General features: G+C 68.3%; 21 protein-coding genes. 9 read left to right on the forward strand and 12 right to left on the reverse strand.

Annotation, left to right across the window (positions count from 1 at the left end):
• Positions 1-57 precede the first annotated feature (57 nt).
• From ACV7NN_RS10120 to ACV7NN_RS10130, 3 genes are all read right to left on the reverse strand, one after another.
• Positions 58-891: a carbohydrate ABC transporter permease gene (locus ACV7NN_RS10120; RefSeq protein WP_463349447.1), complete on the reverse strand. Its 834-nt coding sequence runs from the start codon at positions 889-891 to the stop codon at positions 58-60.
• A complete protein-coding gene (locus ACV7NN_RS10125; RefSeq protein ID WP_463349448.1) occupies positions 888-1,829 on the reverse strand; it encodes a carbohydrate ABC transporter permease in 942 nt (313 codons plus the stop codon). The genes ACV7NN_RS10120 and ACV7NN_RS10125 overlap by 4 nt, the downstream gene beginning before the upstream one ends.
• A 112-nt stretch (positions 1,830-1,941) precedes the next feature.
• Positions 1,942-3,249, reverse strand: a complete 1,308-nt coding sequence (locus ACV7NN_RS10130; protein WP_463349449.1) for an ABC transporter substrate-binding protein — start codon at positions 3,247-3,249, stop codon at positions 1,942-1,944.
• A 397-nt stretch (positions 3,250-3,646) separates the two neighbouring features.
• Here ACV7NN_RS10130 and ACV7NN_RS10135 point away from each other — a divergent pair, with 397 nt between their 5' ends.
• The 7 genes from ACV7NN_RS10135 (at position 3,647) to ACV7NN_RS10165 (ending at position 11,692) form a co-directional block, all read left to right on the forward strand.
• Positions 3,647-4,729: a LacI family DNA-binding transcriptional regulator gene (locus ACV7NN_RS10135; RefSeq protein WP_463349450.1), complete on the forward strand. Its 1,083-nt coding sequence runs from the start codon at positions 3,647-3,649 to the stop codon at positions 4,727-4,729.
• Positions 4,726-5,511, forward strand: a complete 786-nt coding sequence (locus ACV7NN_RS10140) for a nucleotidyltransferase domain-containing protein (RefSeq protein ID WP_463349451.1) — start codon at positions 4,726-4,728, stop codon at positions 5,509-5,511. Before ACV7NN_RS10135 ends, ACV7NN_RS10140 begins: the two co-directional genes overlap by 4 nt.
• A gap of 63 nt (positions 5,512-5,574) precedes the next feature.
• Positions 5,575-8,073: an alpha-L-rhamnosidase-related protein gene (locus tag ACV7NN_RS10145; protein WP_463349452.1), complete on the forward strand. Its 2,499-nt coding sequence runs from the start codon at positions 5,575-5,577 to the stop codon at positions 8,071-8,073.
• 90 nt (positions 8,074-8,163) lie between these two features.
• On the forward strand, positions 8,164-9,627 hold the full coding sequence (locus ACV7NN_RS10150) for an amino acid permease (RefSeq protein ID WP_463349453.1): 1,464 nt from the start codon (positions 8,164-8,166) through the stop codon (positions 9,625-9,627).
• 66 nt (positions 9,628-9,693) lie between these two features.
• Entirely contained in the window at positions 9,694-9,951 is a 258-nt protein-coding gene (locus tag ACV7NN_RS10155) for a glutaredoxin family protein (protein WP_463349454.1), read from the forward strand.
• Positions 9,952-9,992: 41 nt separating this feature from the next.
• Entirely contained in the window at positions 9,993-10,649 is a 657-nt protein-coding gene (locus ACV7NN_RS10160) for a nucleoside/nucleotide kinase family protein (RefSeq protein ID WP_463349455.1), read from the forward strand.
• A gap of 185 nt (positions 10,650-10,834) precedes the next feature.
• Positions 10,835-11,692 carry an aldo/keto reductase gene (locus ACV7NN_RS10165; protein ID WP_463351275.1) on the forward strand — a complete coding sequence of 286 codons (858 nt, stop codon included), beginning with the start codon at positions 10,835-10,837 and terminating at the stop codon, positions 11,690-11,692.
• 71 nt (positions 11,693-11,763) lie between these two features.
• On the opposite strand, the gene ACV7NN_RS10170 is transcribed toward ACV7NN_RS10165, so the two are convergent.
• The 7 genes from ACV7NN_RS10170 to ddaH all read right to left on the reverse strand — a co-directional run bounded on the left by ACV7NN_RS10170 (position 11,764) and on the right by ddaH (position 19,940).
• Entirely contained in the window at positions 11,764-12,633 is an 870-nt protein-coding gene (locus ACV7NN_RS10170) for a LysR family transcriptional regulator (protein ID WP_463349456.1), read from the reverse strand.
• Positions 12,634-12,667: 34 nt separating this feature from the next.
• Positions 12,668-13,300, reverse strand: coding sequence for an MOSC domain-containing protein (locus ACV7NN_RS10175; RefSeq protein WP_463349457.1), 633 nt, complete (start codon positions 13,298-13,300; stop codon positions 12,668-12,670).
• Positions 13,301-13,398: 98 nt separating this feature from the next.
• Positions 13,399-14,280, reverse strand: a complete 882-nt coding sequence (locus ACV7NN_RS10180; RefSeq protein WP_463349458.1) for an SMP-30/gluconolactonase/LRE family protein — start codon at positions 14,278-14,280, stop codon at positions 13,399-13,401.
• Positions 14,281-14,389: 109 nt separating this feature from the next.
• Positions 14,390-15,871: a peptide MFS transporter gene (locus tag ACV7NN_RS10185; RefSeq protein WP_463349459.1), complete on the reverse strand. Its 1,482-nt coding sequence runs from the start codon at positions 15,869-15,871 to the stop codon at positions 14,390-14,392.
• Between the two features lie 147 nt (positions 15,872-16,018).
• The gene (locus ACV7NN_RS10190) at positions 16,019-17,620 is read right to left on the reverse strand and encodes a glycosyltransferase family 39 protein (RefSeq protein ID WP_463349460.1); all 1,602 of its coding nucleotides are present in this window, start codon (positions 17,618-17,620) and stop codon (positions 16,019-16,021) included.
• Between the two features lie 147 nt (positions 17,621-17,767).
• A complete protein-coding gene (gene rocD / locus ACV7NN_RS10195) occupies positions 17,768-19,024 on the reverse strand; it encodes an ornithine--oxo-acid transaminase (protein WP_463349461.1) in 1,257 nt (418 codons plus the stop codon).
• 40 nt (positions 19,025-19,064) lie between these two features.
• On the reverse strand, positions 19,065-19,940 hold the full coding sequence (ddaH, locus tag ACV7NN_RS10200; protein ID WP_463349462.1) for a dimethylargininase: 876 nt from the start codon (positions 19,938-19,940) through the stop codon (positions 19,065-19,067).
• 205 nt (positions 19,941-20,145) lie between these two features.
• On the opposite strand from ddaH, the gene ACV7NN_RS10205 reads away from it, so the two are divergent.
• Positions 20,146-20,583, forward strand: coding sequence for an Lrp/AsnC family transcriptional regulator (locus ACV7NN_RS10205; protein ID WP_463349463.1), 438 nt, complete (start codon positions 20,146-20,148; stop codon positions 20,581-20,583).
• A 70-nt stretch (positions 20,584-20,653) separates the two neighbouring features.
• A complete protein-coding gene (locus ACV7NN_RS10210) occupies positions 20,654-21,094 on the forward strand; it encodes an SRPBCC family protein (protein ID WP_463349464.1) in 441 nt (146 codons plus the stop codon).
• Positions 21,095-21,204: 110 nt separating this feature from the next.
• On the opposite strand, the gene ACV7NN_RS10215 is transcribed toward ACV7NN_RS10210, so the two are convergent.
• Both ACV7NN_RS10215 and ACV7NN_RS10220 read right to left on the reverse strand, forming a co-directional pair.
• A complete protein-coding gene (locus ACV7NN_RS10215) occupies positions 21,205-22,137 on the reverse strand; it encodes an undecaprenyl-diphosphate phosphatase (protein ID WP_463349465.1) in 933 nt (310 codons plus the stop codon).
• Between the two features lie 47 nt (positions 22,138-22,184).
• Positions 22,185-22,934 carry an ABC transporter permease gene (locus tag ACV7NN_RS10220; RefSeq protein WP_463349466.1) on the reverse strand — a complete coding sequence of 250 codons (750 nt, stop codon included), beginning with the start codon at positions 22,932-22,934 and terminating at the stop codon, positions 22,185-22,187.
• Positions 22,935-22,961 lie beyond the last annotated feature (27 nt).

Raw genomic sequence — 22,961 nt, forward strand, 5'->3', positions numbered from 1 at the left:
GGTCTGGTGGCTGCGGCGAGCGCGGTCACCCGTTCAGAGGTCGTGGCGGATGCGCGGTCAGCCCTTGACTGCGCCGCTGGTGATGCCGCCGACGATCTGCCGGTTGAAGAAGATGTAGGCGATGAGCGGCGGGATCGTGATGATGAAGATGGCCATGAAGAGCAGGTTGTAGAAGCTGAGGTTCTGGCCCTGGAACGTGTACAGCGCAAGCTGCACCGTGACCTGGTCGGAGTTGGGCAGGAAGTAGAGCGGGCCGGCGAAGTCGTTGAACACGAAGACGGCCTGCACGACGACCACGGTGACGATCACCGGCCGCAGGAGCGGCAGCACCACGCGGGCGAACAGCCGGATCGGTCCGGCGCCGTCGAGCACCGCCGCCTCGTCGAGTTCACGGGGAATGCCCCCGACGAACGCGCGGAACAGCAGGATCGTGAAGGAGAGTCCGAACGTCGTCTCGATGAGGACCATGCCCGGCATCGTGCCGAAGAGCTTCAGGCCCTGCAGCACCCAGATGGTCGGCACCACCGCGGGTGGCACGATCAGGCCGGCGAGAACGAAGAAGTTGACGACCGGGCCCCATTTGCTGCGCTTGCGGGCGAGGACGTAGCCCGCCATCGCACCGATCGCGACCATCAGCACGACCGAGCCGATAGTGAGGATGGCGCTGTTGATGATCGCCCGCCAGATCACTCCGTCGTTGGAGTTCAGCGTGTCGATGAAGTTCTGGAAGAACTGGAACGTCTTGGGCCAGGAGAACGCGAGGTCCGACGCCTCGGACGGCGTCTTCGCCGCCTGGAGGAGCACGAAGGCGAACGGCACGAGAAAGACGACGAAGGAGACGAGGATCGCAATGATGCCGACGATCCAGGAGCGGCGGCGTTCGCGGGTCACAGTTCCACCTGCTTTCTGTTGAGGAAGTACGAGAGCGGGACCATGATCGCCGTGACAAGGAGGAACAGGACGACGTTGCCAGCGGTCGAGAGGCCGAAGAAGCCGGCCTGATACTGCTTGTAGATCACGGAGGCGAGCACGTCGCTGGTGAAGCCGGGGCCGCCACCGGTGGTGACCCAGATGATGTCGAAGGACCGGAGGCCTCCGATCAGGGAGAGGATGATGACCGTCGCGGTCGCACCGCGGGTCAACGGAATCGTGATCTGGCGCAGGATCTTCCAGCTGCCGGCTCCGTCGATCCTCGCCGCTTCGAAGTACTCGTGCGGGATGGCGACGATGCCGGCCATGAAGATCAGCGTCGCGATTCCGACGCCCTTCCAGATGTCGATTCCCGCGATGCTGTAGAGCGCCAGGTTCGGGTCGGTCAGCCAGCCGGGCTGCGGCAGTCCGAAGAAGCCCAGCACCGCGTTGACCATGCCGTGGAACGGGTCGAGGAGTGCCTTCCACATGATCCCGACACCGATCGTCGAGAGCAGCACGGGGAAGAACACAACCGCTCGGAGGTAGCCGCGGCCGATGATCGGCGCCGTGAGCAGCAGAGCGAGGCCGAACCCGAGGATCACCTTCGCACCCGACGTGATCACCGCGTAGATCAGGGTGTGGATGAAGCTGGTGTAGAGCTGCGGGTCGCTGAAGAACTGGACGTAGTTGTCGAACCCGATGAAGGTCGAGTCGAAGAGCGACCAGCGGGTGAGGGAGAAGTAGAACGACGAGAAGGTCGGCAGTGCGAAGAAGACCGCGTAGAGCACGAGTGCCGGTATGAAGAACCACGTCGGGTAGAACGACTTGACCCCTCGTCGCGCCTTCTTGACCGGCGCGCGCCCTTCGGTCACGATGTCGCCCGCTTGTATCGCGGTCGCGGGTGTAGCAGTCGACATTGGTTAGCTCCTCGTCGAGTTCGGTGCTGTGTTGCGTGATGCGGGGCCGGCGACCGGTGGCCGTCGGCCCCGCATTGGTGACGCTACGCCCGAAGGCGCGTCGTCGGTTGGTTTACCAGCCCTTGAGTCCGAGCTGCTGCGCCTGGGCCTTCACGTCGTTGTCGTACAACGCTGCGCCGGCCTTGGCGTCGGTGATTCCGGAGCCGACCTGGATCAGGATCTTCTCCAGGTTCGGGCCCTTGATCGGCGAGATGAATTCGAGCGCGAGGCCCGTCTTCTTGTCGTCCTGGTACTTCTGCTCGTCAGCTACCAGGCCCGGGGCGTCGGTCGGGAGCTTGCAGCTGCTGATCGCGAACGGACCCGCCGGAACACCGGTGGCGTTCTGCGCGTCGCAGCCTGCGGGCGAGTTGAGGAACGCGACCAGCTTCTTGGCGGCGGTCAGCTTGTCACCGGTGGTCGTCTTCGGGACGTAGGCGCCACCCGGCTCCCAGATGGTCGCGTGCGGGTCGCCGCCATCGGTCGGGACTGCGAAGTAGCCGATGTCGTTGACCTGGGTCGGGTTGGACTGCACGACGTTTCCGATAACCGTGGTGATCATCGGGTACTGTGCGCCTGCTCCCGTGGCGAGCTCCTTCAGGGCGTTGACGTTGGTCAGCGACGCGAAGTCCTTGTTCATGAGCTTCTTGGCGAAGATCTCCTGCGTGTGCGTGAATCCTGCCAGCGCCGGCGGGTTCACGTACTTGCGCTTGTTGGCCGTGTACTGGTCGGCCCAGTTCGAGTCCTGCGCGCTCACGTTGGCGAAGTCGGCGAGCACGAACAGCTGGCTCGTCCAGGTGTCACCGTAGGAGACGAGCACCGGGGCGATGCCCGCGGCCTTGATCTTCTCGCTGTTGCTGATGAACTCGTCCCACGTCTTGGGAACGGTCAGTCCGAGCTTCTCGTAGACCTTCTTGTTGTACATGATGCCGCCGTCGAAGGTGGTGCCCCACGGTGCGCCGTAGGTGCCCTTCGACGTGCTGACCGCGGCCTTGAACTCGGGGGTGATGTCCTTGACCCAGGCCTCGTCGGTGAGCGGCTGGAGCTGGCTGTCCGGGTGGAGCGCCTGGAACAGCGATCCCGAGTTGTACAGGAACACGTCGTCCATGGTTCCAGTGGACAGCTTGGTCTTGATCAGGTTGTCGCCGTCGGTGCCGCCCGGGCGGGTGTCGACCTTGACAGTGATCGAGGGGTTCGCCTTGTGGAACTCGCTCGCGATGGAGTTGGCGAACTTCGTCGCCACCGGGTCGTTGCCGCCGGCCATCAGACGGATCGTCTGCGGCCCGCCCGAGCTGCTGGTGGAACACCCGACGAGGCTGAGGCCCGCCAAGGCCGCCCCAGCAAGAATGGCGGCGGCGCGAACCGTCGTCTTCCGAGAGAACATGAATACCTCCTTGTATAGGCGCCGCTGCTTCCGGGGGGAATCCGGGTCGGCATTGAAACGCTTCACTCGAACATAGACGCGGCGCGGTAAGCCGTCAAGAACCGATTGTAACGATTCAGCAACAGGGCGGGTGCATTTCGGTAACGCGATTCCGATCCGGCGCCGATCGCTGGCCGCACAGACCGGACTTCCTTGATTTTCCGAGGAACTATGCGAGCGCCGGATGGCTGATGCATGGTGCCGATGGGCCCGCTGTGAGTCTGGCGGCGAGCGCGGACACGGCGGTAGTCGTTACAACTGGGCGCTCGCGCAATTGCAGTGAGTCGCAACATACTTTCAAGAAATTAATATCGATTCAATCGCCTTCGTGTCTAGTATGTGAGGCGGAGAGGACACCATGGTCTCGTCAAGCGTCAAAGATGTCGCCGCACTGGCGCGCGTCTCGATCGGCACCGTGTCGAACGTGCTCAACCGGCCCGAGATCGTCGCGCCCGAGACCGTCGAACGGGTCATGGCCGCCATGGAGAAGCTCTCCTACGTGCGTAACGAGGCGGCGCGCCAGCTGCGCGTCGGCCAGAGCCACGCCGTCGGCCTGATCGCTCTGAGTGGCAGCAACCCGTTCTTCACCGAAGTGACCGCGGCTGCGGAGGACTCGGCCGCGCTGGCCGGCTTCTCGGTGATCGCCGGCACCAGCGACCGCAAGAAGGAACGCGAGGCCGGCTACCTCAACCTCTTCGAAGAACTCCGCGTGCGCGGCGTTCTCATCACGCCGGTCGGCAGCGTCGAGGCGCGGCTGCGGCGGATGCGCGACCGCGGCATCCCGGCCGTCCTGGTCGACCGGCCCAGCACCGACCTGTCCTTCAGCTCCGTATCCGTGGACGACGTCGCCGGCGGCTCTCTCGCGACCACGCACCTGATCGAATCGGGCCGCCGTCGCATCGCTTTCGTCGGCGGGCCCCAGCAGATCCGCCAGGTCAGCGATCGCCTCCGCGGCGCCCGGCAGGCGGTCGCACCGCATCCCGACGTCACCCTCGAAGTCGTCTCGCTCGACGCACTCACCGTGCAGGAGGGCCTCGCCGCTGGGCGCGCGATCGCCCGGCGCCCCCGGTCCGACCGTCCCGATGCGATCTTCGCCGCGAACGACCTGCTCGCCATCGGCCTGCTGCAGGGACTGTTCATGCAGGGCGGCATCGCCATCCCCGATGAGATCGCCCTCGTCGGGTACGACGACATCCAGTTCGCCGGCGCCTCGGTGGTGCCGCTCACGTCCATCCGGCAGCCGAGCCGGCTCATCGGCGAGACGGCCGTGCGCATCCTTCTCGCGGAGGCGGACGACCCCGGCAGGGAGACCCAGCAGATCGTGTACCAGCCCGAACTCGTCGTGCGGGCCAGCAGCTCATCCCGATTCGACGCGGCGACACTCTGGAACGACGTGCCCGACGACGAGTCGGGTGAGGATCTCGTGGAGCAGGCGCAGTGAAGCACCACGACCTCGCCGTCGAGCGCTACGTCGAGCGCGTCTCCGCGGACCCGGACGTGCTCGCCGTCGTCGTGACCGGTTCGGTCGCGCGCGGCACCGAGCGCCCCGATTCGGATGTCGACCTCTACCTCGTCGTCACCGAGGACCGCTGGGACGCGGCCTACGCGCAGCGGCGACTCATGTTCGTGGAGCACGAGGGGATCGGCTACGACGGCGGCTACTTCGACATCAAGCTCGCGACCCTCTCCTACCTCGACGACGCTGCCGACCGGGGAGACGATCCGGTGCGCGACTCGTTCGCGATCTCACGCATCGCTTTCAGCCGCGTCGACGATCTCGCCGAGCGGATCGAGCGCATCAGCACGGTGTCCGACGACACCTGGGACGGCCGCGTCGCCTCCTTCATCGCCCAGGCCCGGCTGCACGGCGACTACTTCCTGAAGGGCGCTCTCGCCAGTGGGGAGCCGATGCTGCTGCGTTCCGCATCCGTCCACTTCGCCGCGGCGGCCGGACGCGCGCTCCTGGCCCGCAACCACGTGTTCTTCTCCGGCCCCAAATATCTCGCCGGGCAGGTCGCCGCCCTCGCCGACAAGCCGGCCGGCTTCGACTCGCTGCTGGCTGCCGTGGTCGCCGAGCCGACCGCCCGCGCCGCGGACGCGCTGCTCGACTGCCTCGAGGCCTTCGCCGGAAGCACCCTTCCACCCGACGCCACCCTGTCGACGTTCGTCCTCGACAACGAGCTCGCCTGGCGTTACCGCACGAAGACTCCCGAATATTCCTGACCACCGGCGTCGCCCGCCCGGCGGGACACCGCCGACAACGAAGTCGACATCGAGGAGAAGCAGATGACACCCAGCACCGCCGTCGTCGCCTCGCCCGCCTCCGCGTTCAGCGGGATCGGCTGGCGCGCACACTGGATCGGCTCGGAGCCGCCCTCGGCCGGATCGCCGGATTCACTCGGAACGACCGAGCCCCGCGCTCCGTTCCACCGGACGATCTTCCGCACCGCCGTCGCCCTCAGCACGGTGCCGGCCACGGCTCCCGCACGCCTGACCGCCGATTCGCGGTACGTTCTCGTGGTCAACGGGGTCGAAGTGGGCCGCGGACCGGCCCGCTCGCAGCCCCGCAAACTGAAGTTCGACGAATACGACCTGGCGCCGCTGCTGCGCGAGGGCGACAATGCGATCGCCGTCCTCGTCACGTACTACGGGCATCCGACCGCGTTCTGGCAGCCGGCCGTCGCCAACGGCGGCATCGGCCTGGATGCGGTGCTCGCCTTCGAAGCCCGCCTGGGCGACGACTGGCTCGTCTCCGACGGCGACTGGCGGGTGCACCGCTCGACCGCCTGGACCTCGCCCGACCTCGAAGGCCTGGACGGCGTCCCCGTCGAACTGGTGGATGCGCGCGAGCTCCCGGTCGGCTGGGACTCCCCCGACTTCGACGACAGCGTGTGGCCGAACGCGCATCGTCGCCCAGCCGCCCACATCGGAGGCTTCGGCCGCACCCGGCCGCCGACCGACCCGTACGGCGCGCTGCGGCCGCGGGGGACGGCCCCGGTCGGAGGGCCGCGCGTCGCGCCCGCGGAGATACGGGTGAGCGACGAGGTGACATTCCTCGGGGCTCCGGGCGAGCATCCGGTCACGCGCGTGCGCGCCGCGCTCGGCGGCCACGCGGTGTCGGGCGATCCGGCCGCCGCCTTCCCGCTCGCCGTGCCGACCGGGCACGGGATGTCCCGCATCGTCAGCCTCGACTTCGGGCGCGTGGTCGTCGGCACCGTGCACATCACGCTGCAGGCGGCGGCCGGGACGACGTTCGACATCCTCTACCGCGAGCGCCCGCACAGCGCCGACGAATCGACGAGCTTCTCGATCCCCCGAACCGGCGCACGGTACATCGCGCGCGGCCACGACGACCGGTTCGACGCGGTCGAAGTGAACGGCATCCGTTTCGCCCACCTGCTCATCAGCGGGGGCGACGCCTCGACCGTGATCGAAGGCATCGAAGTGCAGGAGCGCCTGTACCCGCACACGGGCGAGGCATTCTTCCGCTCCGACGACGCCGAGATCGACGCGCTGTACCGGGCGGGCATCCGCACCGTGCAGTGCAACGCGCAGGATGCGTTCACCGACTGCCCGACCCGCGAGCAGCGCGCCTGGGTCGGCGACGGAGTCGTCCACCAGCTCGTCCACCTCGCCACCAACGAGGACTGGCGGCTCGCCCGCGGGTACACCGCGCTCGGGAACTCACCGCGCTACGACGGCATCCTGCCGATGAGCGTCGTCGGCGAGATCGAGTCGTCCGGCGGGTACACGATCCCGGACTGGTCGCTGCACTGGGTGCACGGCGTGCACAACCTCTACCGCTACCTCGGCGACCTCGACGAGGTGCGCGCACTGCTGCCGACAGTGGAGGGGATCCTCCGCTGGTACCTCCCCTACGTCGACGACCGGGGCACGCTCGCCGATGTTCCCGAGTGGAACCTCGTCGACTGGTCGAGCGTGTTCGTCACCGGGCGCAGCTCGCTGCTGACCTCGCTGTGGGCCCGGGGGCTCGCCGAGTTCGCCGAGCTCAGCCGGTTCGCCGCCAATGCCGGCGCGGGCGAGTGGGCTGAAGGGCTCATCGCGGCGGCCGCCGGCGGGTTCGAGGACTTCTGGGATGAGGGGCGCGGCACCTACGTCGACCACATCCTGGACGGGCAGCGGCAAGCGCCCGCATCCCAGGCCGCCGGAGCCACGGCGATCGTGTCCGCCCTGGCGCCCCGCTCGCGCTGGGACCGCATCCTCGACACGATCACCGATCCGTCGACGCTCGTCGTCCGCTCCTGGATCGGCGGCGCAGACGGCTCCTACGACGAGCAGAAGATCGCGGACCAGATGCGCGGAATCCAGCGCATCGACTGGGATGCCGAGCGCGAGGTCGTCATCGCCGAGCCGTTCTACTCGTACGTCGTGCACGACGCCGTCGCGCTCGGCGGCCGCGCCGGCGACCTCGTCACGCTGATGCGCCGCTGGTCGCAGTTCCTCGTGGACGGGTACGACACGTTCGGCGAGTGCTGGGGATGGGGCACACCGGTGCACGGCTGGAGCAGCACGCCGACGCGCGACCTCGTCGCGTACGTGCTCGGGGTGACGCCGGCCGAACCGGGCTTCGCATCCGTCCGCGTCGCACCGGCCCTCGGAACGCTCGGGCGGGCGGAGGGAGCCGCGCCGACGCCGCACGGGTACGTTCACGTGACGGTCGACGGCGACGCGGTCACGGTCGCGTCGCCGGTGCCGGTCGTGTTCGTGCACGCCGACGGCACGGAGGAGGCGCTGGCCGCTGGGTCGCACGAGCTGACCCTGTAGGGCGCGTCGCCGGCGGCGCTGCGTGCCCCAGGATTTGCAATCGTGCTTATATACCTCACTACTATGTCACCTAACGACAAAGGAGTGCGGATGCAGACCACACCGAGCCAGGGCCTGGCCAACAACCTCAAACGACGCCATCTCTCCATGATCGCGATCGCCGGAGTGATCGGAGCCGGCCTCTTCGTCGGCTCCGGCTCCGTCATCCGGCAGGCCGGGCCAGGCGCGGTGCTGTCGTACGCCGCGGCGGGGATCGTCGTCATCCTCGTGATGAGGATGCTCGGCGAGATGTCCACCCTCAACCCCGACACCGGATCGTTCTCGACGTACGCGGACCGGGCGATCGGCCGCTGGGCCGGGTTCTCGATCGGCTGGCTCTACGCCTGGTTCTGGATCATCGTCCTCGGCGTCGAGGCGACGGCCGGCGCCCTCATCCTGAATCGCTGGGCGCCCGCGGTCCCGCAATGGGCCTGGGCGCTCGGCCTGATGGTCGCCCTCACTCTCACGAACGTGATCTCGACCAAGTTCTTCGGCGAGTTCGAGTTCTGGTTCGCGGGCATCAAAGTGGTCGCGATCATCGCGTTCATCGCCGTCGGGGTCCTTGCGATCGCCGGGCTGATCCCCGGAGTGACCCCGCCGGGCACGAAGCACCTCCTCGACCACGGCGGGCTCTTCCCGAACGGCGCCGCCGCGATCGGCACGGCCATCCTCGTCGTCGTGTTCTCGTTCGTCGGCAGCGAGATCGCCACCATCGCAGCGGGCGAGACGGCCAACCCGACAGCAGCAGTGCGCGCCGCCGTCCGCTCGGTGATCTGGCGCATCATGATCTTCTACATCGGCTCGATGACGATCGTGGTGACGCTGCTGCCGTGGGACAGCGCATCCGTGGCGACCAGCCCGTTCGTCGCGGTGATCGACTCACTCGGGTTCCCCGCAGCGGCGACGGTCATGGATGTCGTGGTGCTGGCGAGCGTGCTCTCCTGCCTCAACTCGGGGATGTATACCGCGAGCCGCATGCTGTTCTCGCTCGCCCGGCGGGCGGATGCTCCGGCAGCGCTCGGGCGCACCAGTCGCGGGGGGACGCCCAGGGCCGCAGTGCTCGCCGCCACCGTCGTGGGCTTCCTCACGGTCGGGCTCAACTACCTGTTCCCCGAAGAGGTGTTCCTGTTCCTGGTGAACTCGTCGGGCGCCATCGCGCTCTTCGTCTGGCTCGTGATCGCGATCTCGCAGCTCCGGATGCGCCGGCTGGCCGTCCGCGCCGGCCACACTCTGCAGTTGCGGATGTGGCTCTTCCCGTACCTCACCTGGTTCACCATCATCGCCATCGCCGCCCTCTGCGTCGCGATGCTGCTTCAGGACGAGACCCGGAGCCAGCTCTTCCTCTCCGGCGGCCTCGGGCTCGTGCTCGTGGTGATCGGGGTGATCCGGTACCGTGGGCGCGTCTCGCCGATGCCTGCCGCGCCGGTGGATGTCGCGGCGGTCGTCGCGCGCGACCATTCTGCCGATGATGCGCCCGAGTATTCTGCCGAGGGCGTCGGTTCCGGCCGAGAGTGACCGGCGCGCGAGGCACTCTCGCCGGCGTTGAGCGGATGTTCAGCGACGATTGCCTACGCTTGACGGATGACCTCGACTCCCGAATCCTTCGACCGCGTCACCATGTTCGGTGGCGACTGGTGCCGCGACTGCCGCCGCTCCAAGGCCGTCTTCGAGCGCCTGGGCACCGAGTACACCTACGTCGACCTCGACTCCGTGCCCGGAGGTGCCGACCGCGCCTTCGCGATCAGCGGCCGCACGAACATCCCCGTCATCGTCTTCCCCGACGGGCGCCACCTGGTCGAGCCGACCGACGCAGAGCTCGAAGCCGCGCTCGCGCTCTGAGCGCCGCCCATCGAACCGAGTCCCACCGCCAGAATGGACGAATGACTCCCTGGCGACCTCGCGGTACCTACGACGACGGCCTGCTGGAGTCACTGGCGGCCCGAGCCGCACGGCTCGTCCAACCGGATGAACGGGTCGTCCTCGGCATCGCAGGCAGTCCGGGTTCCGGAAAGACGACACTCTCCACGGACCTCGTGGGCGCTCTGTGCGAGCGCGGCATCGACGCCGCCTATCTGCCGATGGACGGGTTCCACCTGGCGAACGCCACCCTCGATCTCCTCGGCAGCCGCGAGCGCAAGGGCGCGATCGACACGTTCGACGGATGGGGCTTCGTGGCGCTGCTGGAGCGCATCCACCACGAACTCGACCACACGGTCTACGCACCGGGATTCGATCGCGCCGTCGACGAGCCGATCGCGGGAGACCTGGCGATCGCACCCGCGACGCGGATCGTGGTCGCCGAGGGCAACTACCTGCTCGTCGATGAGGAGCCCTGGTCGCGCATCCGCCCGCTGCTCGCCGAAGCGTGGTTCTGCACCGCGCCCGAGCCCGAGCGGATGCGCCGCCTCGCCGACCGCCACATGCGGCACGGACGCACCGCCGAGGCCGCGCTCGCTTGGGCGCGCGATGTCGACGGAGCGAACGCGCTCCTGATCGAGCCGACCCGCGCACGCGCCGACCTGACCGTCCGGACCTGACGGCCGCCGCCCCCGAGCGTGCCCGTTCCGGACGAGCCCGTCAGCTCCGCCCGCCACGCTCGACCGGGGCGGTCACACTCGGCACAGCATTCAGACCTCCGACCGCATAATCCCATCCGCACCTCCTGTTGGACATCTGACTGACTTCGACGGAGGCTGGGGTAATGACGAACACCGGAACACAGTTGAAGACCCGCGCGATCGGCGACGTGGAGGTGAGCGCGATCGGCCTCGGCGGAATGCCGATGTCGATCGAAGGCCGTCCCGACGACGCCCGATCTGTCGCGACCATCCACGCCGCCCTCGATGCCGGAGTCACCTTCTTCGACACCGCCGACGCGTACCACCTGCACGCCGACGAGGTCGGCCACAACGAAGAACTCTTCGCGCGTGCGATCGCGAGGTGGGGCGGCGACACCTCCGGTGTGCTCGTCGCGACGAAGGGCGGGCATCTTCGCCCGGGCGACGGCAGCTGGTACGTGGATGGGCGCCCCGAGTACCTGAAGGAGGCCGCGAAAGCGTCGCTCGCCCGGCTCGGCGGCGACGCGATCGGGCTCTACCAGTTCCACCGGCCCGACCCCTCGGTTCCCTACGGCGACTCGGTCGGCGCGATCCGGGACCTGCTCGACGAGGGCGTCATCCGCATGGCCGGCATCTCGAACGCCGACCCGGACCAGATTCGCGAGGCGCAGGACATCCTCGGCGGCCGGCTCGTCTCGGTGCAGAACCAGTTCTCGCCGGCGTTCCGGTCGAGCGAGCCGGAGCTCGAGCTCTGCGACCAGCTGGGCATCGCGTTCCTCCCGTGGAGTCCGCTCGGCGGCATCCGCTCGGCCGGCCAGCTGGGCGAGCGGTTCGCTCCGTTCAACGCGGTGGCGGATGCGCGGGGTGTCAGCCCGCAGGTCGTCGCGCTGGCCTGGGAGCTGGCGAAGTCGCCGCGTGTGATCCCGATCCCGGGGGCTTCGCGCCCGGAGAGCATCCGCGACTCGGTCACCGCCCTCGACCTGGAGCTCACCGCTGAGGAGTTCGCCGCGCTCGACGCGTGAGCCGCTCAGACCGGTCGGCCGCGGATCCCCGCGGCCCGCGGCTCGTGGGCGCTGCGGCTCCGCCGCGCTCGTCACGCAGGGTCGAGCTGCTCGAGGAATGCCTTTGCGGCAGGGCTCGGCTCGTCGGCCACCGCGACCGCGACCGTCCACGCCGGCACGTCGCCGCGCAACGGGATCGCGCGCAACGTGTCCGGCCGCTTCTTCGCGAAACTGGCCGGCACGATCGCGACACCCAGGTTGTAGCCGACGAGGTCGAGCAGCGGATGCACGTCGTTCACCTCGAGCGCCGCGCGGTAGTCGAACCCGGCTGTCGCGAACGCGCGCCGGGCGAGCACCTGGGCGCCCCATCCGTACTGGAATCCGACCAAGGACTCGGTGCGGAGTTCATCGAGGTCGACGGCGTCGAGCGCCGCGAACCGGTGGTCCGGATGGCAGAGCACGAGCATCGCCTGGGTGCTGAGCGGGCGCAACTGCACCCCGGGTGGAGTGTGGCCGGTGTCGACGACGAGGGCGACATCCACCCTCCCGCCGGCGACCGACTCGACCAGGTCGACGGAGCCCGCGTAGCGGAGCCGCACCTCGACGCCCGGGTTGGCCGTGCGGAAGGAAGCCAGTTCAGCCGGGATGTCGACCGCGCCGAGACACGGTTCCGCTCCGATCGTGAGGCGTCCGCGCACGAGGCCGCGCACGGCAGCGACGGCATTCCGCGCTGCCGCCGCGCTTGCGAGGGTGCGCAGCGAGTCGGCGAGGAGCGCCTGCCCGGCGGTCGTCAGTTCGACGCGGCGCGTGCTGCGGATGAACAGGGATGTGCCCAGCTCCTGTTCGAGGGAACGGATGGATGCGGACAGTCCCGACTGCGAGATCTGGAGGAGTTCGGCGGCACGGGTGAAGTGCCGCTCCTCTGCGACGGTGACGAAGTGTTCCAGCTGGCGAAGCTCCATTGTGCGATTCTAGTGCTCAATAGAGGTCGATTCATCAGCTGAGCTTGGCCATCGCTTCGTGCATCTCGGGCACGAGTGCGACGGCTCCGGCCCGCTCGGCCTGCGCGAGTGCGGCCGCCTGTCGCGCATCCGCCCGCGTGAACCACGACGCCATCGTCACCCCATGACCGGGTCGCGACACGACCTCGATGGGATCGCCGGCGGCGATCGTCCCGCTGTGGACGACCCTCAGGTAGGCACCCGGCATGCCCGCTTCGGTGAACCGGCGCACCCACTGGGGTTCGCGCATCCGTCGCTGGAACGTCGCGCACGGCATCCGCGGACAGGTGACCTCGACCACGAGCTCGTCGCCGACGCGCCACCGCTCGCCGATCTCTGCACCCGACACGTCGAGTCCCGAGGTGCGCAGGTTCTCGCCGAACAGGCCGGGCGGGATCTCGCGGTCTAGCGCATCCGCCCAGGTCCGCGCATCCTCGTCGGCATACGCGTAGAGCGCCTTCGTCGCTCCCCCGTGGTGTTTGCGGTTGGCCTGGACGTCGCCGTAGAGCCCCAAGGGGCGCACACGCAGCGGCTCGTCGACGGGGCGCTTGTCGATCGCGGTCACTCCGACCGTGCCGGTATCCGGGAGGAGGCGGTCGACCCTGCACACCGCGAGAAGTTCAGCCATGCCGCCCATTCTTCCCGATCGGCCACCTCGACCTGACACTCGTTGATGTTTTGAGCCAGTTCGAAACCACAACGACTGCCAACTCGACAGCTCCGGCGCTACGGGAGGGGCACCTCGCGCCACGGGGTCGACGCGAGGCCGCGCACGCCGGGCTGCGCGACGAACAGTCCGCCGGCGTGCGGCCAGCGCACGCGTTCCTCCGGCGACAGGTCACGGGAGGCGCTCGTGATCAGGAGCTGGTCGAGGTCCGCCCCGACGAAGGCCGCGCTCGACACGTGTGGTGCATCCACGGAGAGCGTCGCGTCGGGGACCCGGGCGCCGGATGCGTCGTAGCAGCGCACCTCGAAGCCGCCCCAGATCGCGATCCACAGGTTGCCCTCGGCGTCGACGGACATGCCGTCGGGGAACGCGTCCAGCTTGAGGAACACCTCGCGCGCCCCGACCGCGCCGGTCGCGACATCGTAGGACCGACGGAACACCGTTCGACGGGGAGTGTCGATGGAGTAGAAGACGCCGCCGTCCGGCGACCAGCCGAGGCCGTTGGACAGGCCGAGGTCGTCGTCGAGTGTGGTCACGGTTCCGTCGTGCTCGAGCCGCAGCAGCAGGTGATCCCAGCCTTCCTCGTTCAGCGCGAGGGTGCCGACGATCAGGCGTCCGGCGGGGTCGATCTTGCCGTCGTTGAACCGCGTGCCCTCCGGCGTGAGCGCCGTGCCGCGCTGGATCGTTCCGTCGGCTTCGACGATCGCCAGCTCGCGGGTGAGCGCGGCGAGGTAGCGGCCGCCGTCGATCGGGAACGCGCATCCGACCTGCTCGCCGACGGCGACGGACCGGACTTCGCCGAGCCGGCCATCCGACCACGCGGCGCTGAGGATGCGGCCCGCCTCCAGGTCCACCCAGACGGCGCGGCCGGTCGACGGATCCCACACGGGACCTTCGGAGAGGATGAACGCTTCGGTCTCGAGAGGATGCGCCTGGGTCACCCGCCCATGCTCCCACACCGCGACGCGAGCACAGGGAAAAGCATCCCAAGTAGCGGTCTTGGGATTTCCTGTACTCGACGGCCGCGACCGGATGGGCGTGGGCGCGCGGTCAGCGAACGCCGCGCATGAGCCGCAGCACCCACGGCGAGATGATCGCCAGCAGCACACCGATGACGACCGCGATCCCGCCGATCAGCCCGAAGTACAGGCCCTCCGTCGCCGGGTTGTACAGCTTTGCGAGCTGCCCCGAGATCGCCGTGCCGAGCGCGACCGAGAGGAAGAACAGTGCCACCATCTGCGTGTGGAACGCGTGCGGCGCCAGCTTCGTCGACACCGACAGCCCGACCGGCGAGATGAGCAGTTCGGCGATCGTGAAGACGAGCAGGATGCCCACCATCCCGAGCAGCGGCGTGCTGTTCGGACCTCCCCCCGCCCAGAACAGGAACAGGAAGAACGCCAGCCCCATGACGATCGTTCCGGCCGCGAACTTGACCGGCGTCGACGGCTGCCGGTCGCCCCACTTGGTCCAGATCGCCGCGAACACCCCGGACAGGATGATGATGAAGATCGGGTTGATCGACTGCACCCACGAGACCGGGAACTCCCAGCCGAAGAGGTCGCGGTCGAGCCGCTTGTCCGAATAGATGGTCACCACGGTGAACTGCTGCTGGTAGAGCGACCAGAAGGCCGCGCTGGTGATGAAGAGCGGGATGAACGCGACGACCCGGGAACGCTCGTCCGGGCTCAGCTGCTTGCTGGACAGGATCACGATAAAGTAGGTCACGGCGGCGACGACGGTCAGTCCGATCACGATCAGGGCGAGGCGGTCGGCAGTGATCACGCCGAAGAGCACGAGCGCCACGACGATCACGACAGCAGCGACCGCGATGCCGATGACGAGCGGGCGGCGCGAGGCGGGCAGCGGATGCGTGACCTCGTGCGACGAGGCCGGCAGGCGTTTGCGCCCGAACGCGTACTGGGTGAGACCGATGGCCATCCCGATCGCGGCGAGCGCGAACCCCCAGTGGAAGCCGAGGGTGGTCTGCAGCAGGCCTGTGAGAAGCGGGCCGAAGAATGCACCCAGGTTGATCCCGAGGTAGAAGATCGAGAAGCCGGCGTCACGGCGAGGGTCCTTCTCCGAATAGAGGGTGCCGACGACGCTGGTCGCGTTGGCTTTCAGTCCGCCGCTGCCGAACGCGACGAGGAGGAGCCCGACGATCACCCCGGAGGCGCCCGGCAGGAGCGCGAGGGAGATGTGCCCGGCCATGATGACGACCGCGCTCCAGAACAGGACCCGCTCCGACCCGAACACCCGGTCGGCCAGCCACGCTCCGAGGATCGTCGACAGGTAGACCGCGCCGCCGTATGCTCCGACGACTCCGGCCGCCGTCGCCTGCGGGATGCCGAGCCCGCCGTCCTGGACGGAGTAGTAGAGGTAGATGAGCAGGATGCCCTGCATGCCGTAGAACGAGAACCGTTCCCACATCTCCACGCCGAAGACGGTCGCGAGGGATCGCGGCTGACCGAAGAAGGTCTTCTGTTCGCCCCCGGATGCGGATGCCTGGTCGGTTTCGTCCACGACGTCGCTCATGGCGCCTATCGTGCCACTCACGCGCCCGGGCCGAAACCCCTGGCCCTCCTCCCGACCCGTCGTCGAGCACAGGAAAAAGCACCCCATTACGCGATCTTGGGATGCTTTTCCCTGTTCTCGACGAGCCCGTCGTTCTCGACGAGCCCGTCAGCGCGTGAGCTCGTACACGACCGAACGGTGGCCCGGATACTCGGCGGTAACGCTGTAGCCGAGCGCGCGCAGTTCGGAGATCCCCCACGTGTCGGCGGGCTGATCGGGGAGCCGGTATTCGACCGCCCAGACCCGCTCGATGTCGCGGAACCTCCCGGCGACCGTGCCGACCTGGTGCACCTGGTCCCACCACCACGTGTTGTGCTGGAACGGCACCGCGAGGGTCGGATCGCTGAGCCCGGCGAACGCCGCCGGATACGTGTGCAGGGCGAGCCGCGGTCGCCGCGACGGTTTGAGCGTCTGGTCGAAGACCACCGCATCCCCCGCCTTCGCATGGGTCTTGATCGTGTCGGCGATCTGCGCCCAGTCGCTCTCGTTCTTGGCGAACGGCGTGCGCTGGTACACGTAGCTGGGGACGGATGCGGCGAGCACCGCGACCAGGCCGACGACCGAGACCCAGCGCCGCGCCGGCAGGGCGAGCACCAGTCCGATGAGCAGAGCGAGGGCGGGCGCCGCGAACGACAGGTACCGCACGGTGTACATCGCGCTCGCGAGGTCGCCGACGAGCAGCAGCAGCATCGGGATGAACGCCCACGCCGCCGCGACCACGAACAGGCTCGGGAGCCCGGCCGCACGCGGCGTGAGGATGCCGGCCGCTCGGAAGGCCGTGGCCCGCCCGCGCGGCGAACGGATGGCATCCGCGATCCCGCCCCGCCTGCGGTCCCGCGCACGCAGCATCGCACGCACGGCGACCACGACGCCGACACCGATGAGTCCCCATGCGAGGATGGCAAGCCCCACGTTGCCGAACCATTGGTTCACCCCGACCGTTTGCGCGTTCACCGCGTCGGCCGTCTGCAGGTAGGCGATCTGTTTGCGCTCGCGGAACGCCCAGTAGATGAGCGGACTCGCGGCGACGAGTGCGGCGAGCACCGCAACGCCCCACGCCCGAAGCACCCGCCAGGATCGTGTGACCGTGAGGATGATCGCGAGGTGCGCGACGACGAGAAGCATCGTGAAAAGGAAGAGGTAGGCGGATGCGGTGAGCAGCAGCGCGTACGGCCACCACCGCGCGACCCGGCTCTCACGCCGTTCGAGCGCCCGCACGAGCAGCACCGTCAGCCACACCGCGCACGTTGCACTCAGCGCGTAGCTCCGCGCCTCTTCGCCCATGTAGGTCACGCGGGGCAGCAGCACGCAGACGCAGCCGGCCAGCACGGCGACCCGGTGGCCGGCCAGCCGTTCCGCGAGCAGGACGACACCGAACACGGCTCCTCCGACGGCCAGCGCGCTCGGCAACCGCACCGACAGCGGCGACGTCCCGAAGGCCTGGATCCAGAAGTGCAGCACGAAGTAGTAGGTGCCGTGGACCGCATCCACGTTGCCGAGCATCCGGAACAGGGAGGGCAGCGACCGCTGGGCCGACATGATGCTCGCGGCTTCGTCGCCCCAGAATGACGGTATCCACGATCCGAGCGCCGACAGGGCGAACGCGAGAACCGAGAGGATGGAGGCGGTTCGGATGGTCCGGGGGTCGCGGCGGAGATCGCTCGCCGGGCGCGGGGGCGAGACTGCGGGCGCACGAACGCTGTCGAGCACGGTCTGCACGCCCTCCCGCCGGTGGAGCCGGATGAAGGAATCGGTCGATCCCCTCCTCCATTAGAGGCGGACGCGCATGGGAAGACGCCGGAGATTCCGGAGTTTCACTGAGAGTACTCGAAGCCTTCGCTCCGGGTTAACCGCACGCTAGCGCAGCGAAAGTTCGAGCAGGACGGCCTCTAGCTGGTCGACCGCCCAGTCCAGATCGGACGGGTCGACGACGATCGGCGGGGCGAGGCGGATGGTCGAACCGTGCGTGTCCTTCGCGAGCAGACCGCGTTCCATCAGCAGTTCGCACACGTCGCGCCCGGTGCCGAGCGCAGGGTCGATGTCGATCCCCGCCCAGAGGCCGGCGCCGCGCACGGCGACCACGCCGCGACCGATGAGACGTTCGAGGCCTGTGTGGAGCCGCATCCCCAGCAGGCGCGCGCGCTCCTGCGGTTCTCCGGTGGCGAGCATCCCGACCACGGCACGTCCGACGGCCGCGGCCAGCGGATTGCCGCCGAACGTCGAACCGTGCTCGCCGGGCCGGAGCACACCGAGGACGTCCGCGTTCCCCACGACCGCGGAGACGGGGACGATCCCGCCGCCCAGCGCCTTGCCGAGCAGGTAGAGGTCGGGGACGACCCCGACGAGATCGCACGCGAAGGTCGCACCCGTGCGCCCGAGACCGGACTGGATCTCGTCCGCGATGAACAGCACGTTGCGCTCGGTGCAGATCGCGCGCACGGCCGGCAGGTAGTCGGCCGGAGGAACGAGGATGCCCGCCTCGCCCTGGATAGGCTCGATCAAGACCGCGACGGTGTCGTCGTCGATCGCGTCGGCGAGCGCCGCGGCATTCCCGTACGGCACGGTGCGGAAACCCGGGGTGAACGGACCGAAATCGTTGCGGGCGTCCGGGTCGTCCGAGAAGCTCACGATCGTCGTGGTGCGGCCGTGGAAATTGCCGGACGCGACGACGATGGTGGCGCGGCCGTCCGGCACGCCCTTGACGCGGTAACCCCAGGCGCGGGCCACCTTGATGCCGGACTCGACGGCTTCGGCGCCGGTGTTCATCGGCAGAACCATGTCTTTGCCGGCGAGCTCGGCGAGCGCCTCGACGAACGGGCCGAGCTGGTCGTTGTGGAAGGCGCGGCTCGTCAGCGTGAGCCGGTCGAGCTGGGCGTGCGCCACCTCCAGCAGCTCCGGATTCGAGTGACCGAAGTTCACGGCCGAATAGGCCGCCAGGCAATCGAGGTAGCGCCGGCCGTCGAGGTCGGTCACCCACGCGCCCTCACCGGATGCGATCACCACCGGCAGCGGATGGTAGTTGTGCGCGGTGTGCGCCTCCTCGCGTGCGATCGCCTCGGCCTGGTGCGTGGTCGGGGCGGGCGGTTCGGCGTGCTCCCTGGTCTGGTTGGTCATGGACGGGAAACCTCTCCGCTCAGCGCCGGCAGCTCCGCGCTCACCGCCGCAGCTCCAGGGTGCAGCATTTGACGCCACCCCCGCCGAGCAGAAGCTCGGAGAGGTCGACGCCGATCGGGTTGTAGCCGTGCTCGCGAAGCTGCCGGCCGAAGTCGGCGGCCCGTGACGCGATCACGACGTTGTAGCCGTCCGAGAACGAGTTGAGGCCCAGCACCGACGCGTCTTCTTCGGTGACGATGATCGCGTTCGGGTAGCGATCATTCAGGGACTTCACACTCGCTTCGTCGAACGCACTCGGCAGGTAGGCGATGTGCTCCTGGCCGGGAGTTCCGTCGAGCACCGCCACGGCGGTGTCCAGGTGGTAGAAGCTCGGGTTCACGAGGTTGAGGGTGATGACCTCGCGGCCGTACAGGCGGCCGAGTTCTTCGTGGCTGGCTGTCCCGCTGCGGAATCCGGTGCCGGCCAGGATCGTGTCGCCGACGAGCAGGAAGTCGCCTTCGCCCTCGTTGATCGACTCGGGCTCGGCCACCCGGTAGCCGTGGTCGCGGAACCAGCCCATGTATGCGGGGCCCTCCGGCTGCCGTTCGGGGTAGGTGAAGCTGGCGCCGTAGGCGACGTTGTCGATCACGAAACCGCCGTTGGCCGCGTAGACCATGTCGGGCAGTCCGTCGATCGGGTCGATCAACTGCACGTCGAAACCGAGATCGAGGTAGGTGCGGTAGAGCTGCTCCCACTGCCGCACGGCGAGGCTCGTGTCGGTCGGCAGGTGCGGATCCATCCACGGATTGATCCGGTAGACGACGGTGAAAAAATCGGGGCGGCACATCAGGACGGACCGGCTGACCGGGGTGCGGACCGGCAGCGCCGTCGCGGCCGTGGCAGCGCGCGCCTGCTCATCCTCTGATGTGATCGACATGGGTCTAGTGTCACACGATGCACCGGGCGGATTTCTGCGGATTCACGCACGGAATCGCCGATTCCGGCTGCCCGGGATGCGATTCGTTGCGCACCGGCTCGAAACCGTGCATGATCGCCGCGAACGCGGAGGCCGCCTACCCTGCTACGCAACAATTCGCCGCAAATGGCGCGATTCGCGCAACGATCGACCATATGATTTGGCCGTGGACAACCTCGATCGCAGCATCCTCGACCTGCTCCGCCAGAACGCGCGCGCCGGCTACGGCGACATCGGGTCGGTCGTCGGCCTCTCGGCCTCGGCCGTCAAGCGCCGCGTCGACCGGCTCGTCGCCGACGGTGTGATCCGCGGCTTCACCATCCAGGTCGACCCGACGATCGACGGGATGAGCACGGAAGCGTACGTCGAGCTGTTCTGCCGCGGCACGGTCGCGCCCGACGAGCTGCTGCGCATCCTCTCGGCGGTGCCCGAGGTGGTGGATGCGGGGACCGTCACGGGCAGTGCCGACGCGATCGTGCACATCCGGTCACGCGACATCCCGAGCCTCGAAGCCGCTCTCGAGAAGGTGCGACTGGCACCCAACGTCGATCACACGCGCAGCGCGATCGTTTTGTCGCGCCTCATCCACCGGGCTCACGACTGACCCCCTGACGTCTTTCTTCAATCCGGTGCAGCCCACCGGGCGCATCATGGGAGGGACGAAAGGAGCGGATATGTCGCTCACAGCAGAGGCGAGCGTGCACGTTGCGGCCGATCGCGAAGCGGTCTGGCGCGCCCTCACCGACCCCGAACTCATCAGCAAGTACCTCTTCGGCACCCAGGTCGAGACCGACTGGGCGGTCGGTAGCCCGATCACCTACCGCGGTGAATGGAAGGGACAGGCATACGAGGACAAGGGGACGATCCTCGAGATCGACGAGCCCAACCGGATCGTGTCGACGTTCTTCAGCCCGATGCGCGGCAAGCCGGATGTGCCGGAGAACTACCAGACCGTGACCTACCGCATCGACGCCGCCCCGGATCCCGCTTCCGACGGCGTCACCGTGACGGTCATCCAGGACGGCAACGCGACCGAGGCCGAAGCCGCCCACTCCCGCGCGAACTGGCAGACCACCCTCGAGGGCCTGCGCGACGTCGTCGAGCACGCATCCTGACCGTCCCGCTGGGCGCCGAGCACAGGAAAAAGCACCCTAAGCGCGAATCTTGCGGTGCCTTTTCCTGTGCACGACGGCCGCGACGGCGCGCGGGCGAGGGGCGAGGGGGCTCAGCGCAGGGTGAGGATGAGGAACGAACCGATCCCGGCGATCAGGCAGTAGATCGCGAAGGGGGTGAGCGTGCGCGTGCGGAAGTAGCGGTCGAGGAAGCCGACCGAGAGCAGCGCCGCAATGAAACTCGCCGCGCTGCCGGCGAGAACCTGGCCGGTGATCCCGGCGCCGAGCGGCCCGAACAGGTCGGGGAGCTTCAGCACGCCCGCGGCGAGGATCACCGGGGTCGCGAGCAGGAACGAGAACCGGGCGGCCTCCCGGTGACTGAGGCCCGAGGCCATGCCGCTCACCATCGCGACACCCGACCGGCTGATGCCCGCCGCGAGTGCCAGGATCTGCGACGACCCGATGGCGATGCCGCGGCCGAAGTTCATGCGTGACACGCGTGCATCCGCCACCGTGTCCGACGCGTCGAAGTCCGCGTTCGCCTCCGCGCTCTCTGCGGCCGCGACCACGATCCCCTCGCGTCTGACCTGGCGGCGCCGCAACCACTCGCCGAAGAAGAGGATGAGGCCGTTGATGGCGAGGAAGATGGCCGCCGGCTCCGGCTGCCCCAGCGTCGTGCGGAACAGGTGCTCCAGCAGGAGGCCGGCGATACCCACCGGGATGGTGGCGAGGATGATCAGCCACGCCAGCCGCTCGGGTCCGGTCTGGATGCGACGGTAGCGGATGGACGTGAAGAAGCCGCCGATGATGCGCATCCAGTCGCGCCAGAAGAAGACGAACAGCGCGAGCGCGGTGGCCACATGGAGGCCGACGATGAAGGCCAGGTACGGCGACTCAGGGGCGGACACGTTCAGGTCCTGCGCCCAGGTTCCGCCGATCAGGGCCGGGATGATCACGGAATGCCCGAGGCTGGAGATCGGGAACAGTTCGGTGATGCCCTGGATCGCGCCCATGACGATGGCTTCGGGATACGAGAGTGTGCTCACACGCCGAACCTATCGAGGGAGGCACTAAGAACCCGCCAAGAATCCCGCTACTTCAAGGCGGCGGGCCGCACTTTGATCGGCGCGAGCCAGGAAATCAGCAGCACCGCCGTGATCGTGCCTGCCGAGATCAGCGAGGCGAGCACGACGATCTGGAACCGCCCGGCCTCCAGCGGCGACACCCCACCGAAGATCGCACCTACGAAAGCGCCGGGCAGCGTCACCAGCCCGGTCGTCTTCGTCTGGTCGGTCGACGGGATGAGCGCAGAATAGACCGCCCGACGGGTCAGTTCGTGGGTGGACTGCCTCGGGGTCGCACCGAGCGCGAGCCAGCCTTCGACCTCATCCCAGTGCTCGTTGACACTCTCGCTGAAACGTCGTCCGGCGAGCGTCGCGATCGTCATCGAGTTGCCGATGACGATGCCGCCGATCGCCAGTGCGTACCGTGAGGACAGCTCGATCGCACCGGTCGTGAAGACGATGCTCAGGGTGACGATGATGCCGGCAGCCATCGATGCCGTCACCATCCACACATGCTCGAACGTCGGGCCCACCCGACGGGACACGGTGAACACCGCGACCGAGAACATCACAAGCAGGGCGACGCCCACCCAGAGCGGATCCCTGATCACGCCCGTGAGCAGCACGCTGATGATCGCGAGCTGCAATGCACCGCGCAGAACGGCGAGCGCCGGAGAGAACGGATGCGGCGAGCGATAGAACCAGAGGATCGCCGTCGCCAGCGCGATGAGCACACCGACACCCAGAAGGCTGGGAAAAAGGTCGGAGGGCCAGGTCATGGTTCGAGGGTACAGACCACGGCAAGC

This window comes from Leifsonia sp. Ger2509 (genome assembly GCF_055231915.1).